The organism is Microbulbifer echini (genome assembly GCF_041447225.1).
Lineage (GTDB): Bacteria > Pseudomonadota > Gammaproteobacteria > Pseudomonadales > Cellvibrionaceae > Microbulbifer > Microbulbifer echini.
On record NZ_JBGMEL010000011.1, the window covers coordinates 85,389 to 100,595 of the forward strand.

At 56.8% G+C, this 15,207-nt stretch carries 15 protein-coding genes; 12 read left to right on the plus strand and 3 right to left on the minus strand.

The window, feature by feature from the left end; translation table 11 throughout:
- Window positions 1-55 precede the first annotated feature (55 nt).
- Window positions 56-2,269, minus strand: coding sequence for a primosomal protein N' (locus ACCI51_RS12280; protein WP_371843803.1), 2,214 nt, complete (start codon window positions 2,267-2,269; stop codon window positions 56-58).
- 339 nt (window positions 2,270-2,608) lie between these two features.
- Here ACCI51_RS12280 and ACCI51_RS12285 point away from each other — a divergent pair, with 339 nt between their 5' ends.
- The 10 genes from ACCI51_RS12285 to rsd all read left to right on the plus strand — a co-directional run bounded on the left by ACCI51_RS12285 (window position 2,609) and on the right by rsd (window position 9,949).
- Window positions 2,609-2,863, plus strand: coding sequence for a transcriptional regulator (locus tag ACCI51_RS12285; RefSeq protein WP_371843805.1), 255 nt, complete (start codon window positions 2,609-2,611; stop codon window positions 2,861-2,863).
- Window positions 2,864-3,020: 157 nt separating this feature from the next.
- Window positions 3,021-3,233, plus strand: a complete 213-nt coding sequence (gene rpmE, locus ACCI51_RS12290) for a 50S ribosomal protein L31 (protein ID WP_299585237.1) — start codon at window positions 3,021-3,023, stop codon at window positions 3,231-3,233.
- Window positions 3,234-3,585: 352 nt separating this feature from the next.
- Complete coding sequence (locus tag ACCI51_RS12295; RefSeq protein ID WP_371843807.1) at window positions 3,586-4,839, plus strand: malic enzyme-like NAD(P)-binding protein; 1,254 nt, start codon at window positions 3,586-3,588, stop codon at window positions 4,837-4,839.
- 121 nt (window positions 4,840-4,960) lie between these two features.
- Complete coding sequence (locus ACCI51_RS12300) at window positions 4,961-5,392, plus strand: hypothetical protein (RefSeq protein WP_371843809.1); 432 nt, start codon at window positions 4,961-4,963, stop codon at window positions 5,390-5,392.
- 80 nt (window positions 5,393-5,472) lie between these two features.
- On the plus strand, window positions 5,473-7,056 hold the full coding sequence (gene gshA / locus ACCI51_RS12305; RefSeq protein ID WP_371843811.1) for a glutamate--cysteine ligase: 1,584 nt from the start codon (window positions 5,473-5,475) through the stop codon (window positions 7,054-7,056).
- A 58-nt stretch (window positions 7,057-7,114) separates the two neighbouring features.
- The gene (locus tag ACCI51_RS12310) at window positions 7,115-7,717 is read left to right on the plus strand and encodes an acyl carrier protein phosphodiesterase (protein ID WP_371843812.1); all 603 of its coding nucleotides are present in this window, start codon (window positions 7,115-7,117) and stop codon (window positions 7,715-7,717) included.
- Window positions 7,714-8,208 carry a disulfide bond formation protein B gene (locus ACCI51_RS12315; RefSeq protein ID WP_299585227.1) on the plus strand — a complete coding sequence of 165 codons (495 nt, stop codon included), beginning with the start codon at window positions 7,714-7,716 and terminating at the stop codon, window positions 8,206-8,208. The genes ACCI51_RS12310 and ACCI51_RS12315 overlap by 4 nt, the downstream gene beginning before the upstream one ends.
- Before the next feature lie 42 nt (window positions 8,209-8,250).
- A complete protein-coding gene (locus ACCI51_RS12320; RefSeq protein WP_371843814.1) occupies window positions 8,251-8,640 on the plus strand; it encodes a CidA/LrgA family protein in 390 nt (129 codons plus the stop codon).
- Complete coding sequence (locus ACCI51_RS12325; RefSeq protein ID WP_371843816.1) at window positions 8,630-9,319, plus strand: LrgB family protein; 690 nt, start codon at window positions 8,630-8,632, stop codon at window positions 9,317-9,319. The genes ACCI51_RS12320 and ACCI51_RS12325 overlap by 11 nt, the downstream gene beginning before the upstream one ends.
- A 168-nt stretch (window positions 9,320-9,487) precedes the next feature.
- Window positions 9,488-9,949 carry a sigma D regulator gene (rsd, locus tag ACCI51_RS12330; protein WP_299585221.1) on the plus strand — a complete coding sequence of 154 codons (462 nt, stop codon included), beginning with the start codon at window positions 9,488-9,490 and terminating at the stop codon, window positions 9,947-9,949.
- A gap of 234 nt (window positions 9,950-10,183) precedes the next feature.
- Here the strand turns inward: rsd and ACCI51_RS12335 are convergent, their stop codons facing one another.
- The gene (locus ACCI51_RS12335; protein WP_299585219.1) at window positions 10,184-10,972 is read right to left on the minus strand and encodes an FKBP-type peptidyl-prolyl cis-trans isomerase; all 789 of its coding nucleotides are present in this window, start codon (window positions 10,970-10,972) and stop codon (window positions 10,184-10,186) included.
- Between the two features lie 448 nt (window positions 10,973-11,420).
- On the opposite strand from ACCI51_RS12335, the gene ACCI51_RS12340 reads away from it, so the two are divergent.
- On the plus strand, window positions 11,421-12,332 hold the full coding sequence (locus ACCI51_RS12340; RefSeq protein ID WP_371843818.1) for a hypothetical protein: 912 nt from the start codon (window positions 11,421-11,423) through the stop codon (window positions 12,330-12,332).
- A gap of 294 nt (window positions 12,333-12,626) precedes the next feature.
- Here ACCI51_RS12340 and ACCI51_RS12345 read toward each other — a convergent pair whose 3' ends face one another.
- The gene (locus ACCI51_RS12345) at window positions 12,627-13,127 is read right to left on the minus strand and encodes a TIGR02444 family protein (RefSeq protein ID WP_371843820.1); all 501 of its coding nucleotides are present in this window, start codon (window positions 13,125-13,127) and stop codon (window positions 12,627-12,629) included.
- 108 nt (window positions 13,128-13,235) lie between these two features.
- On the opposite strand from ACCI51_RS12345, the gene ACCI51_RS12350 reads away from it, so the two are divergent.
- Window positions 13,236-15,152, plus strand: coding sequence for an ABC-F family ATP-binding cassette domain-containing protein (locus ACCI51_RS12350; protein ID WP_371843822.1), 1,917 nt, complete (start codon window positions 13,236-13,238; stop codon window positions 15,150-15,152).
- Window positions 15,153-15,207 lie beyond the last annotated feature (55 nt).

The following is a 15,207-nucleotide window of genomic DNA, read 5'->3' on the forward strand; positions in this document are numbered from 1 at the left end:
TCAACCGGCGAATTGTACCGCCAATTGCTGCGTGGGCATTGTCTCCCTGCAAAATTCACGACAATTCCTGTGCATCCATATCCACTGCCCAGCGCAGACGCCGATTCTTATTGCCCTCGGCCCAGGCGCACACCCGGGCCAACAAGGGTTGCAACTGGGCGCGATTCTGGGCAGTTACCTGCACATAAAAACGGTAGCGCCCCGACTTGCGCTCCAGCAGCGCCGGCACAGGCCCCAGGTACTGCAACTCGGGGGAGGGCGGCACCAGTGATTGCATAAACAGGCGTGCGTTCTGCAGGAACTCCTCCGCCCAGGCCGGTTCCTCACACTCAGCGCGTACCAGAGCCATCGCGTGGATCGGGGGCAGCTGCGCCACCGCACGATCACGCAGCAGTTGGCGCGCAAAAGTGCCGTAACCTTTTTCCAACAGCATCTGTAGCAACGGGTGCTCGGGGAAGCGGCTCTGCACCAGCACCCGGCCGCTTAAGCTGCCGCGCCCGGCTCGGCCCGCCACCTGCTCCAGTAGCTGACCGGTGCGCTCGGGAGCGCGAAAGTCTGCGCTGAATAGGCCGCCGTCAGCATCTTGGATCACCACCAGGGTCACTCTCGGCAGGTGGTGTCCCTTGGCCAGCATCTGAGTACCCAGTAGCAGGCAGGGCTCGCCATCGCGGGCCGGTGCCAACAATCGGTCCAGGGCCTGCTTGGTAGCGGTGGTATCTCTATCGACCCGAATTACCGGGTAGTCGGCAAAACGCCGAACCAGCAATTCTTCGCTGCGTTCGGTCCCGCCTCCCAGAGCGGAGATGGAGCGACTGTGGCACTGCGGGCAGCTGTCTACCAGAGGGCGGCGATAGTCGCAGTGGTGACAGCGCAACTGGCGTTGGCGCCGGTGCATGGTGAGTTTGCTGGAACAGTGCGGGCAGTCGGCGATCCAACCGCAGTCATCGCAATTGAGTGCCGGCGCAAAGCCACGCCGATTGATAAACACCAGCACCTGCTCACCTCGCGCCAGGGTATCGCCGATATGGCGCAACACCTGTGGCGCAAATCCCTCCTCAAGGGGTTCGCGCAGGGTGGGCACCACATGAATCTGCGGTGGGCGCGCATCGCCGGCGCGCTGGCGCATACGCAGATGCTGATAGCGACCGCTGAGCGCATTGTGCAGAGTTTCCAGGGAGGGTGTGGCGGAACCCAGCAGCACCGGCACATCGCTATTGCGCGCCAGCACCACCGCGAGATCGCGGGCCGAGTAGCGCACGCCATCCTGCTGCTTAAAAGAGGCGTCGTGCTCTTCATCCACCATCACCACGCCGAGCCTCGGCAACGGCGTCATAATCGCCGAGCGGGTGCCGATCACAATATCCGCCTGACCTCCAGCCGCGGCGAGCCAGGATTGCGCGCGCTCCCCCTCGCCCAAGCCCGAGTGCAGGGCGGCAATACTGCGCTCGGGAAAGCGCGCGGCGATACGTCGCAAGGTCTGCGGGGTGAGACCGATTTCCGGCACCAGTAGCAAAGCTTGGCGTCCCTCGGCCAACACCCGCTCTATTAAACGCAGGTAGATCTCAGTCTTGCCACTACCGGTGGTGCCCTCCAGCAAGGTGGCGGAAAAATGGCTGCACTCCAGCGTATCGAGCACCTGTTGCTGTTCACTATTCAGCGACGGCGGCACAGTGGCCTCCGCCGCCGGCAGTGGCGGTGGCACCGTGGGTCCAGAGACCCACTCCACCAGATGGCGCTCCTGCAGCGCGCGGATCACGGCCGGGGTATGGCCCTGGGCCTTCAGGTGGGTGCGGCTCTGCTCGCCTCCGCGCAGTAGCTGCTGCAGTAGCGCCTGCTGTTTCGGTGCCCGCGCCAGTGCCGATTCCGGCAAGCCCTTGCCCTCGGTGGTGAGCCGCAACCACTGCTCGGCCCAGTGATCCGCGGGCTTGCCCTTGCGCAATGCAGCGGGTAGGGCAGCGGCGTAGACCTCCCCCACCGGCGCTTGATAGTAGTCGGCGATCCAGTTCAGGAATTTGCGGTCGCGCTCGGCAAACAGGGCGCTTCCGTCGATCAACGCTTCCGCCGGCTTCAGCTTGGCGTGTGGAGATTCCCGCACCATATCCACCAGCACCGCCACCAGTTTGCGCCCGGCGAAGGGCACCCACAGACGCTGGCCGGACTGTAATTCAGTCGGGTCGAGGCCCTCTGGAGGCAAATAGTCGAAGAGACGCCGCAACGGCACCGGTACCGCCAGCCGTAAGATGACCTTCTGTTCTACCGTCTGTTGCACCCCGCCCCCATAAACCGCCTTACATAAAGGGCGCTAGTGTACTGGCTGACACAGCGAGGTACAGAGAGCGCCAAATTTAGTTGCCCACTCTTATTTAGAGTTACTCAATTCGACAAGGATGAACGTTATGACCGATAGAGAAAAACTCAGTTGATGCTAGCCAGTTACCCGCTGATCCTTTTACTGAAACCTCCTTATGCCTGGGTCCTGGCCGGTTTGGTGATCGGCTTCGGACTTCTGTGGACAGGCTTGGCACAGCGGCCAAGCAGGGTAGCGGAGCATCGCGATGAAAGCTCCTAGAAAGCCCTTAATGCGTTAAACCCAGTACTCGAGCACCGGGTGCGCCTCGCAATCTGTATGATGCTGGCCAAGTACGAAGAAATCAGCTTTTCCCGTTTTAAGAATCAGCTACAGGCAACCGATGGCCATCTAGTCGCACAGCTACGACGTCTGGATGAGCGGGGTTACATCGCCCGGCGCAAAGATTTTGTCGAGCGCAAGCCCATCGCCTGCTACCACCTCACAGGGGCGGGACGTGAGGCACTGCACAAACACCTACAGCCCCTGCAACCACTCATCTCCTCGGCAAGCTAGCGGCAGCACCGGAGCACGGCATTTGGGCTTGAACCCCGGCGCTAATCTGATAGTATGCGCCGACTTTTTAATCAGCCTGGAACCAATCCGGTTCCTGCTCCAACGACGATGCCGTGCCCGGCAAAAGATCGAGTGGCGGTTTCGGAAAGAGGCAATCATGAAAGCAGATATCCATCCTAACTACACCGACATCAATGCCACTTGCTCCTGTGGCAATGTCGTCAAAACTCGCTCCACCCTGGGCAAAGACCTGCAGATCGACGTCTGCTCCCAGTGCCACCCGTTCTACACCGGCAAGCAAAAGCAAGCGACTACCGGTGGACGTGTGGACCGCTTCAAGAAGCGTTTTGGCAGCCGCATCAGCAAGTAATCCGAATATCGAGACGCTGCGGCGTCTCGCAAAAGGCACCCAGGAATCCCTCGGTGCCTTTTTTTATACCCCAAATTCCCCTCTCTGCACCGCGATAGTTCAATGGGGTAAAATCGATTTGTATCGCTTAATATATTCGTTATGGGCAGTAAAAATATCCTTAAAATAGCTTTTCTCGCGACTGATCATCCTGAAATTAGCCAAATATTAAGGGCAAAATAGTAATAGGTGGCAGTTCCATCCCCAGTGTGCGCTTGTGGCAGCAAGTGACCCTCGGTTATTCTCTGAGACCCGCAGTAACCCGGATGACACCTTAAGTGTCACCCCCAGTTTTCGAGAGAACAGCCCCCAAATGACGGATTCATTGCGCCAGGCAGCGCTCGATTACCACGCGCTCCCCAGTCCCGGCAAACTTTCAGTTGAGCTGACCACCGCCGCCGAAACCCAGGAAGACCTGTCTCTGGCATATAGCCCTGGCGTGGCAGAGCCGGTGCGTGAAATTGCCAAGGACCCGGAGTCGGCCTACCTGTATACCGGCAAGGGCAACCTGGTGGCGGTAATCTCTAACGGCAGCGCCATCCTCGGCCTCGGCAACTTGGGTCCACTGGCCTCCAAACCGGTGATGGAGGGTAAATCGCTACTGTTCAAGCGCTTCGCCGACATCAACTCGGTGGATATCGAGGTGGACGTCAACAGCCCAGAGCAGTTTATTCAGACGGTTGCCGCCATCGCCAATACCTTTGGCGGTATCAATCTCGAAGACATCAAAGCGCCGGAATGCTTCCATATTGAAGAAGCGCTGATTGAGCGCTGCCCGGTGCCGGTATTCCACGACGACCAGCACGGCACCGCGATTGTAACGGTCGCCGGTATGCTCAACGCCCTGGAGATCCAGAGCAAAAAGATCAGCGAAGTCCATATGGTGTGCCTGGGCGCCGGCGCCGCCGCCACCGCCTGCTGTAAGCTGCTGCTGGCCGCCGGGGCGCGCAAGGAGCAGATCACCATGCTCGACAGTCGTGGCGTGATTCACTCTGGGCGCACCGATATCAACGCCTACAAGGGCGAGTGGGCGCGGGATACCGATATGCGCACCCTCGACGACGCAATCCACGGCGCCGACGTATTTCTCGGCGTGTCCGGTCCGGATCTCCTCTCCGCCGAACAACTGCAACGCATGGCACCGAAACCGGTGGTATTCGCCTGTTCGAACCCAAATCCGGAGATCAAACCGGAACTGGCCCACAGTGTACGCGACGATCTGATCATGGCCACCGGGCGCTCCGATTACCCCAACCAAGTCAATAATGTCCTGTGTTTCCCCTTTATTTTTCGCGGCGCACTGGATGTGCGCGCTGCGCGTATCAACGAGGACATGAAACTGGCCGCGATTGAAGCCATCCGCAAAATCGCCCGCCTGCCGGTGCCGGATTCGGTGCGCGAGGGCTACGGCGGTGTGGAACTGAGCTTTGGCTCAAACTATATCCTGCCCAAGCCCACAGACCCCCGCCTGCTGCCGGAAGTGGCCTCAGCGGTGGCGCGCGCAGCGGTGGACAGCGGCTGTGCACGACTTCCCTATCCCGATCACTACCCACTGAAAACACTCTAGGGAACCCGCCTTATCCCTCCGGGACGTGCGTTTGCCGCGTTCGTCCCCACAGACTTCTTGAGCCGCACAGCACCCGTCGCTAAACTGCCTTTCTGTCACAGCATCAAAGTTGCCCAACATAATGAGTCACGTGTACGTGCTGACCAACCAGCACCAGCAATTCCTGAGCAAAAGCGGCGAATGGCTCGACGGCCGTGAGCCCAATAAACTGTTTCGCAGCGAATTTAAGGATGTCGCCATCAATCAGATGTTCGAGGCCAATACACGTGATGTCAGCCTGCGCATCGAATTACTCCGGTGTGCACTGAACACAAAGGCCCAGCCGCTGATCCCGGAAGAGGCCCTGGCCGATCCTTCCGCGGCTTCGGGGGATCCCGAAGTTGCGCCCCCCGCACCGGAAGAAATGCCCGCGCAGGATAACCCCGAGCTGGAGCCGCAGGCGGAACCTGAAGTGGCCCCAGAGCAGGCACCAGAGGTCGCGCCACAACAAGCCCCGGAAGAAACGCCCGCACAACCCGGCGAGCACAAATCGGAATCGGAATCAGCCGCCTGAGCGGGGATTCTTTCAGCACCGGCACAAGTCGCCCAAGCGCGACAGAAAAAGAGAGTTCCGGTAGTACCAAGGAGATTCGAGTGCCTATTCCCCATCTCGCCGCCCTGTCCCAGGCCGAGCCTGTGCAACTGCTCAAGGGCATACGCCGCGGCCTAGAAAAAGAGAGCCTGCGTGTTGCCAACGACGGCACCCTGGCGCAGACGCCTCATGCGCAGACACTGGGCTCGGCACTAACCCACGAAAGTATCACCACCGATTTTTCCGAGGCTTTGCTGGAGTTTATTACGCCGCCGGTGGCGACCCCAGAAGAAGCCCTGCGAATTCTCGACCGTATTCATCGCTATACCTACAGCCAGATCGGGGACGAGCGCCTGTGGGTTAACAGTATGCCCTGTGTTATCGGCACCGACAGCGATATCCCAGTGGCCCGCTACGGCAATTCCCACAGCGGCACCATGAAAACCATTTACCGCCTGGGGCTCGGCCTGCGCTACGGCCGCGCCATGCAGACGATCGCCGGCATCCACTACAACTTTTCTCTGCCCGATGCCTTCTGGTTGTACCTGCACGAGCTCGAGGGCAGCAGCGAAGCCCTGTGTGAATTCAAAACGCGACGCTACTTCGACCTGATCCGCAATTTCCGTCGCAATTACTGGCTGCTAATCTACCTGTTCGGGGCCGCACCCGCAGTGTGCTCTTCCTTTGTGGAGGGGCGCCAGCACAAGCTCGAAGCCTTTAACGACGATGGCCACACTCTGCACGCCCCCCATGCCACCTCACTGCGCATGGGCGACCTGGGGTACAACAGCGAGGTGCAGCAATCACTTGTCGTTTGCTACAACAATCTGCGCAGCTACCTGTCCACCCTGTGCTCGGCCATCAGCCGACCCTATGGCCCCTACCGGGAACTCGGGGTAAAAGACAGCGAAGGGAAGTACCAGCAACTCTCCCCCGGCGTGCTGCAAATCGAAAATGAGTTTTACTCGCCGATCCGGCCAAAAAACCCAGCCAAGCGCGGCGAAACCGCCCTGGCCGCGCTGAATAACCGCGGGGTTGAATATATCGAGGTCCGCTGTCTCGACCTCAATCCCTTTATGCCGCTGGGTATCGATGCACAACAGATGCGTTTTATCGACAGCTTCCTGCTGCACTGCCTGCTCACAGACAGCCCCGAGACCGACGAAGCCGATTACCGCACAACCCAGGAAAACCAGCAGCGCATTGTTTATCGCGGCCATGAACCCGACCTAAAACTGCGCTGCAATGGCGACGAGCGTGAACTGAAAGAGTGGGCCTTTCAGCTACTCGGAGAAATAGACACTGTCGCCGAACTGCTCGACAGCGCTTGGGGCGGCGACCAGTACCGCGGTGCCGTCGGTGTACAGCGGGGCAAGGTCAAAGGGGAAGTTGCCACTCCGGCTCAGCAGATGCTGGCAGAAATGCAGGAGCAAAACCTGAACTTTTACCATTGGGCCATGCAGAAAGCCGAGCAACACCGCCGTTATTTTCTCGAGCGCCCCCTCGATAGCGACTCGGTCCGCGGCTTCTCACGCGAAGCGGAGGAGTCGCTGCTCAAGCAGAAGCAGGTGGAAGCGGAAGATACAGGTTCCTTCGAAGCGTTTCTCAGCCACTATTACGCACAATATATGTGTTGCCAGGACTAATGCTGGCATAACTGACCACCGGCCCAGGGCCCCTGCCGGGCCCTTCTGGATCGAGCGAATGAACTATCTCGCCCACCTGCTACTCTCCGGCCCGGATGCCCGCTGGCGCCTGGGCGGGCTCCTGGGCGACTTCGTCAAAGGCCCGCTAAAGGGAGAGCGACCGGCAACGATCGAGGCGGGTATCAAGCTGCACCGTCGCATCGATGCCAGCACCGATAACAATGCAGCCTACCGCGATGCCCTGGCACAGTTGGACCCAGCATGGCGCCGCTACGCCGGTATCGCTCTGGATATCTGGTTCGACCACCTATTGGCGCAAGACTGGCAGAAGTGGCACCCGCTGAGCCTGGAAGAATTTTGTGAGCAATGCTGGAGAGACTTTCGCGGCCACAGCCGGTATATTCCGCCGCATGCGAAAGCATTTATGGCGCGCGCCGAGCAAATAAAATTGCTGCAGAGTTACCGCGAGGAGCGAGTGATTGGCCTCACCCTGGAGCGGGTGGGGCAGCGCCTGCGCCGGCCGGTTGCGCTACAGGAGATACTGCCTGAACTCAGTAGCGGGCGGGAAAATCTGGAACACAACTTTAATAAATTATTAACCGACTTGAATCTCGAAGCCCTACGGTTTCGGCAGCACTATTCAGGATCCGATAAACCATGACTTTACCCAATCCGCGCACAACCTTTCTGTTGGTCTTTCTAATCGTCGCTTTTCTGCTCGGCTCCGCCTTTTATCTGGAGTACGCTCGCGGCTTGGAGCCCTGTAAGCTGTGCATTACTCAGCGGGTGATGCTACTCGGTATTGGGCTCATCTCCCTGGTTGCTTTCCTACACAACCCCGCCACCATTGGTCGACGTGTCTACGGGCTGTTGGTTTCTATCTGGGCACTGGGAGGGCTCTATTTTGCCGGGCGACAGCTGTGGCTGCAAAGTTTGCCGGAGGGCCAGGTGCCCGCCTGCGGCCCCAGCGTCAGCTATATGCTGGAAGCCTTTCCCATGGCCGATGTACTCAAGGCGCTGCTCACCGGTGACGGGAATTGCGCCGAAGTACAATGGACCATGATGGGGCTCAGTATCCCCGGTTGGTCGGCCATTGGCTTTGCCGGGCTGATCTTATTTGGCGGTTGGCAGGCATTCCGTAAAGCCCGATAAAAACTGGATACCCAGCGGCGGCTCTGCAGGTTGCCCTCCCCAATGAAAACGCCGATCTTGCGCAATGTCATCCAATGGTTGCTCGGTATCGCAACCCTGCTTGCCTGCGAGTGTATCGGCAGCCTGATTACTGACGTTCTCGCTCTGCCAATACCAGGCTCCGTAGTGGGCATGCTACTGCTGCTGGTTGGCCTGATGATCTATGGCGGCGTGCCCCGCGGTTTGGCAAAAGTCAGCTCGCAGCTGCTGTTCTTGTTGCCGTTACTGTTTTTGCCTGCTGCCACTGGTGTCTTCTTCCTGCGCAATCTCACCCTGCCCGATTGGTTCGCACTGCTCGCCGCGATTACTGTGGGCACCCTGATCAGTATCACTCTGTGTGCACTGTTACTGCGCCGGCTACTCAGAAAAACTGGGGCAGCACATGATCGTTGACCTGCTACACAGCCCGCTGTTTGCCCTGCCGTTAAGTATTATCGCGTTCTGGCTCGGTGTCCTGTTGTATCGGCGCAGCGGCACGGTACTGCTACACCCGATAGTGACCGCGAGCTTGCTGGTATTCGCAATATTGTATGCCCTGGATATCCCCTACCGGGACTATCAGAGTTCTAGCGCACTCCTCTACGCACTGCTCGGCCCCGCCGTGGTGGCACTGGCCATACCATTAAAACAAAACCTGGCCATCATTCGCCGCGCCGGCTGGCCACTGCTGGTCACCATTGTGGTGGGGGCCCTGTTGGCGCCAGCGATAGCCGTAGTAATCGCCTTCCTATTGGGGGCCGGGGAATCTGTTTTGCTCGCCCTCAGTGGAAAATCCATTACCACACCGATTGCACTGGCACTCGCCGAGAAGATCCATGCAGCACTCAGTCTGACTGCCGGCATTGTGGTGTTCACCGGTGTGGTCGGAGCGCTGGCAGGACCGCCGCTTTTGCGCGGCCTGGGAATACGCGACGACCGCATTCTCGGCGTGGTACTCGGTATCAATGCGCACGCCGTGGGCACAGCGCGAGCACTGGAAATAAGCGCTCTCTGTGGCGCTTGCGCCGCCCTCGCCATGGGGCTTTGTGGCGCCTTGAGTGCATTGATATTGCCACTAATTATCGGGGCTTAAGGCGCCTGTCAGCACCGGCTGCGGAATTCCCACGTCAGTCACAGTATTCTGGCGTACTATGCGCTTTCCTCCTTGCCGCAGGCGGGGGAATCTCCTATCTTCCTTAGGGCCTTCGAGATCGGCAATACGCTGCCGCTGTGGCAACCGTAACAAAAGGACATCTTGGCGATGCTGGAAAATTGTAAGTCGGCGCGTGAGCGCTGGGGTGGTGTCAGCGAGATTATTGACCGCTGGCTTCAATCGCGACAAAACCTGCTGGTAAGCTTCTACCACCTTTCCGAAAAAAAAGAATTTAGTGAAGATGACCCCGAGACCGAAGACCGGGTGCGCCAGTTATGTCAGCTGCTGGTGGACTATGTGTCCGCCGGTCATTTTGAGGTGTATGAGCAGCTTATGCGCGAAGGCCAAGCCTTTGATGATAAATCCGGTCTGCAAAAAGCCTGTGAACTCTACCGGGATATTGATACAACCACGGACATCGCCGTAGACTTCAACGATAAATATCTGGAAACGGATGATCTATCCAGCCTGGCGCCGGATCTCTCCGAATTGGGAGAGGCACTGGAAACCCGCTTTAGCTCCGAAGATTCAATGATCGCTCTGTTACACACCGCACACAAAACGGTTTAGCTTAGATAGGCCCAATCCGTTTCTACTAGTTTTGCCTGACTAGCAGACCTAGCCCCTCGTCTCTTTGCGGTAGTGAGTAGCCATAAATTATGGTGAGTGTTCAGTCATTTTATGGCCCGGTTAATAATCAAAAATGATTTAATTCAATAATTAACCCGCGAATTCATGTAGCTGCAAAATAAAAAAGGGCGCCCTACAGGCGCCCTTTTTTTCAGCAAAGTCTGAAAAGTCAGATTATTCAGATTTGGCTTCTTCTTTCTTTTCTTCTTTTTTCTCGGTGCCTGCTTCGCCAGCGACATTGGCTTTATGCAGCTCCACCTCAAAAATCAGGGTGGCATTGGGGCCAATCTTGCCGCCTGCACCACCGGGTCCATAAGCCAGCTCAGAGGGAATATAAAGTTCCCACTTGGAGCCTTCTTTCATCAGCTGCAAAGCCTCAGTCCAACCTTTGATAACGCCGTTGACCGGGAACTGGACCGGCTCGCCACGCGCGTAAGAGCTATCAAACTCCTCACCATTGATCAAAGTACCCTTGTAGTCCACCTCAACGGTGCTGCTGTCACTCGGCTTGCTGCCGGAACCTTCTTTAATCACTTTGTACTGCAGGCCAGAATCGGTGGTGATCACACCGTCCTTTTTAGCATTTTCTTCGAGGAACGTCTTACCTTCCTGCAGGTTTTTATCGGCGCTCTCTTTAAATTCTTTCTCCTGCTCGGCCAGCATTTCCTGCTGCTTCTTCTGCATCTGCTCCTGGAAAGCGGTAATAGTCTGCTGCTTCTCTTCTTCGGACAAGCGAGTTTCGCGGCCACTAGAAACATCATTCAGTGCCATCATGACCACTTTAGGGTCCAGCTTTACATCCTGAGCCTGAAGGCGCTTGGCCATATCTTCGGCAATGATATAGCTGACCTTCTTCTCTTGAGTGTCCAGAGCAACTTCTTTTTCTTGCTTCTGTCCCTGTTCGTTACAGCCGGTCAGCGCCAGGCCGAGGGCAATTGCTGCAGCCAAAGGGTATTTATTCATGGGTGTTGTCTCTTTGTCCGTATTGCGTTTATAGATTCGCGCTTGACCTTGGTCCAACGCCATCAGCGGTATCTCAAGCAGCTCTGTATAGGCCCTAAGCCACCTAGGTGCAGGGTTTCCGCTAGTGCGCTCAAGTCTAACCTAAGGCGACTCCAAGTGCATACTGGTGACGCGCACACTGTGCAGGACACCACATTCCCCATGCAGGTTCCTGTCACACTGTAAAAAATACGCAGCCAGTGCTTTTTTCGCTGTTCACGGCATACATTTTTTATAAAAACAGCGCTATTATCGGCCAGTAACCGGTTATTGTTTCAGACTGTTTGAGGTGCTTTTCAGTTTGGGACAGTGCGCAGATCTCTAGTTAGAACGGTATCCATCGTATTTAAGGAAGATAAGCGCACCGCCCGGAAGTGCCAATCGATAATAAACGTCAGGACATTTACTCATGGCTGCCAAACAAAAAGCTGTCAATCTGGTCGCAGAGCTGGAAGCACAAATTTCCAAACTCACCGCAAAATTAGACAAAGCCCGCAATAAGCAAGTCGCCGATGCCGGCAAAGCGGTACTCAAAGCCGAAAAAACCCTGACCTCGGCAAAAGACAAGCAGACCAAGGCCAAAGCCAAACTGAGTGAGGCCCACGCAAAAGCCAAAATTACCAAGACCGCTGCAAACCAAAAGCGTGTGGAGACAGCCAAAAGCAACGTTGAAAAATTTAGCGAAGCACTCCAACAAGCCAAGCAGGTCCTCGCCGATGCGAAATACATACAGGCCAAGGCTAAAGCCGAATTGAAAGCTGCGGAGTCTATTCGCAAGACTGCAGCCAAAGCGGAGAAGGCGCTGCTCAAAGCTCAACCTAAAGCGAGAAAAGTCTCTGCGCCCAAAAAAGCCACAACAAAAAGTAGTGGCAAATCCCTAAAGGCAGCTGCTACAAAGTCCACAAAAAAACCTACGGCCGAAAAAACCACAGAGAAGAAGGTCGTTAAGAAAAAGGCCAGCGCCACTAAGGCCCCGAAGAAAACGGCGGTCAAAGCAGCAGAAAAGACCTCTGCAAAAGCGGCACCCGCGAAAACACAAAAAGAGACAAAACCCGCCGCTAAGCAGGCCGCCACAAAAACACCTGAAAAACCTTTGCAAACCGTTAAACCTGAGCAGGCAAACGCCCAGGCGCCAAGCTCACAAGAGGAAAAATCCAAGCAGGCTGAGCCCAGTGAAACTGTCATCCAGGCCCAGCCTTCAGTAGAAACAAAGGACCAGGCTTCCGACGAACAACAAAAGCCCCTTGATCAAGCACCCACCATTACCCCGGCCACACCGGCCAACAGCCTGTTTTCCACAGAGAGGCACCGTGGAGACTAGGCGCTACGCCTCCAGCCGGCACCCAATGTTGCCAGGTCGGTGAACGCCGTTTGAAAAAAAGGGCGCAGGTCGGCATATTCAACCGACCTGCGCCCTTTTATTTCAGAGACACTATCGCCCGTTCAGAATTCTCTCCACAGCGTGACGAGAGACGAAAAAGACGGAAGGGAAAACTAACCCGCCCTGGAATCTTATTGCCGCTTACCCGCTCAGCAGCGGTATTAAGCGCAATCTGCACTAAAACAATCTTTACTTTCACCCCAAGCCCTGACTGTGAATTATTTGTACGCGCACTTAAACCGCATCGGGGTTTTCAGCCGAGGCCATAAAACCCTCGATCAGGTGTGCCCAATGGCCCAGCTCTTTTTGTAACAACCCATACTGCTGGCCCGCAAGCTGCAGGGCCGGTCGGTCCCCCGGCCACTCCTCCATACAGATTTTCCACAGCGCCGCCAACTGCAAGCGCTCCAGATTCAGCTCGTAGCGCTTACACATTTCATACACCCGCAAAGTATGTGGGCGCAACCGCCCCATCAGACGACGCAGATGACGCACAGTGATAATCATACGCCTGCGCGGTGCCAGACCGCGATCGGCCACCCTCCAGCCCTCTTCACTCAACTGATGGCCGCATACGGTGGCGTAACTGGCCCACAGCATTAGGCACACATCGGCCCCCTTTTCGTCCTGGCAGTCGAGCAGGAAGGCCTCGACCCCTTCATGCCGATAGAAGTCCAAACTGAATTGCCACAGCGGGTTTTCCTGGGAAGAGGATGGAGGTGCGTTATCTGTCACGTTAGAATCCAGACCTTTTGCGGATCGGCGCGTTACAGCGACGGCCATTGCGTTCAAATACGTCGAATAGCCTAGCACTCATCGGCCTGTTCATAAGAGGTTTTTCCAGTGATCAATTTGCAAGGTGTCTCCCTGCATCGGGGTGAACGCGACCTATTAAATGGTGCGGACTGCCGTATCTTCCCCGGCCATAAAGTGGGAATCATCGGCGCGAATGGCTGCGGCAAGTCAACACTTTTCAAGCTGCTGCTCGGCCAACTTGAGAGCGACGCCGGGCAGGTGGATATACCCAGTGGTTGGCGGATTGCCCATATGGCCCAGGAGGTCGAAGCCAGCGAGCAGTCGGCCCTCGACTACGTGCTCGATGGCGATCGAGAACTGCGCCAGCTGCAAGAACAACTGGCACAGGCGGAGAGCAGTGGCGAGTCTGATGGGCACAAGCTTGCTGAGCTGCACGAGCATATGGCAAATATCGATGGCTACAGCGGGCCTGCGCGCGCAGCACAGCTCCTCGATGGGCTCGGTTTCTCCCATGCCGAGCAACAGCGCCCAGTGCGTAGTTTTTCCGGGGGCTGGCGCATACGCCTCAATCTCGCCCGGGCGCTAATGTGTCCCGCTGACCTGATGCTCTTAGACGAGCCCACTAATCACTTGGATCTCGATGCCACCCTGTGGCTGGAGCAATGGCTGCAACGCTTTCCCGGCACTTTGCTAATTATTTCCCACGACCGTGATTTTCTCGATGCGGTGGTCGACGGTATTGTCAGTTTCGAGCAACAAAAGCTTGTACTCTACAGTGGCAATTACAGCGCCTTCGAGCGCACCCGCGCCGAGCGCCTGGCACAGCAGCAAATACAATACGAGAAGCAACAAGTTGAGCGCTCGCACATGGAGGATTTTGTGCGACGCTTCCGCGCCAAAGCCAGCAAGGCGAAGCAGGCTCAAAGCCGTTTGAAAGCACTAGACCGCATGGCCCAGATCGCCCCGGCCCATGTGGACTCACCCTTTCACTTCACTCTGCCATCTGCTGAGAAAACGTCCAACCCGCTGATCGACCTGCGCGAAGCCGATATCGGCTATGCCGAGAAAGTGGTTGTAAAGAAAGTACAGTTGGGTATTCAACCCGGTCGTCGTATCGGCCTGCTCGGTCCCAACGGCGCTGGTAAGTCGTCACTGATCAAAACGCTCGCCGGTGAGCTTGAGCCCTTAGGCGGCGAACGTCTGTGCGGTGAGCATCTGGCAATCGGGTATTTTGCCCAGCACCAGCTGGAGGCCCTCGACAGAAAAGCCTCCCCTATGCTGCACCTGCAGCGGTTGAGCCCCGAGGCCAGTGAGCAATCTCTGCGCGATTTTCTCGGCGGCTATGGCTTTATCGGGGACCGAGTGTTTGAAACGGTGGCAGGCTTTTCCGGAGGGGAGAAGGCACGACTGGCCTTGGCCATTCTGGCCTGGCAGAAACCCAATCTTTTACTGCTTGATGAACCCACCAACCACCTCGATCTGGAAATGCGTCACGCCCTGACCATGGCACTGGCAGAGTTTCCCGGCGCTGTCATTTTGGTATCCCATGATCGCCACCTACTCGCCAACACCGCCGATGAATTTATTCTCGTCGCCAACGGCCGCGCCGAACCCTATAGCGGTGATCTCAACGACTACAAGCAATGGCTGCTGGGTTTTAATCGCGAGAAACGTCGCGAAGAGAAGTCGGTGGACGTCGGTGAGAACCCGGGAAAACCCACCGAGGATAAAAAAGCTCAGCGCCGCGCCGCAGCCGCACTGCGTGATCAGTTAAAACCTTTAACAAATAAGTTAAAAAATATCGAGCGCAAAATAACTGCAGCTGAAGAAAGACTTCAACAGGTCCAGAGCAAACTTGCTGACGAACAACTCTATAGCGGAGGTCAACAAGAAGAGATTGAACGCCTCAATAAAGAACAGTCCGAGCAGCGCGAAATTCTCGACCTTTTGGAAATGGAGTGGTTGGAGATTTCCGAACAATTGGAGCAACTGCGCGGAGAGTAATTTTAACCGTTGTCGGCCCTTGCCGTTTCTACAGCCCCTTTCCCGCCCGGCGAAG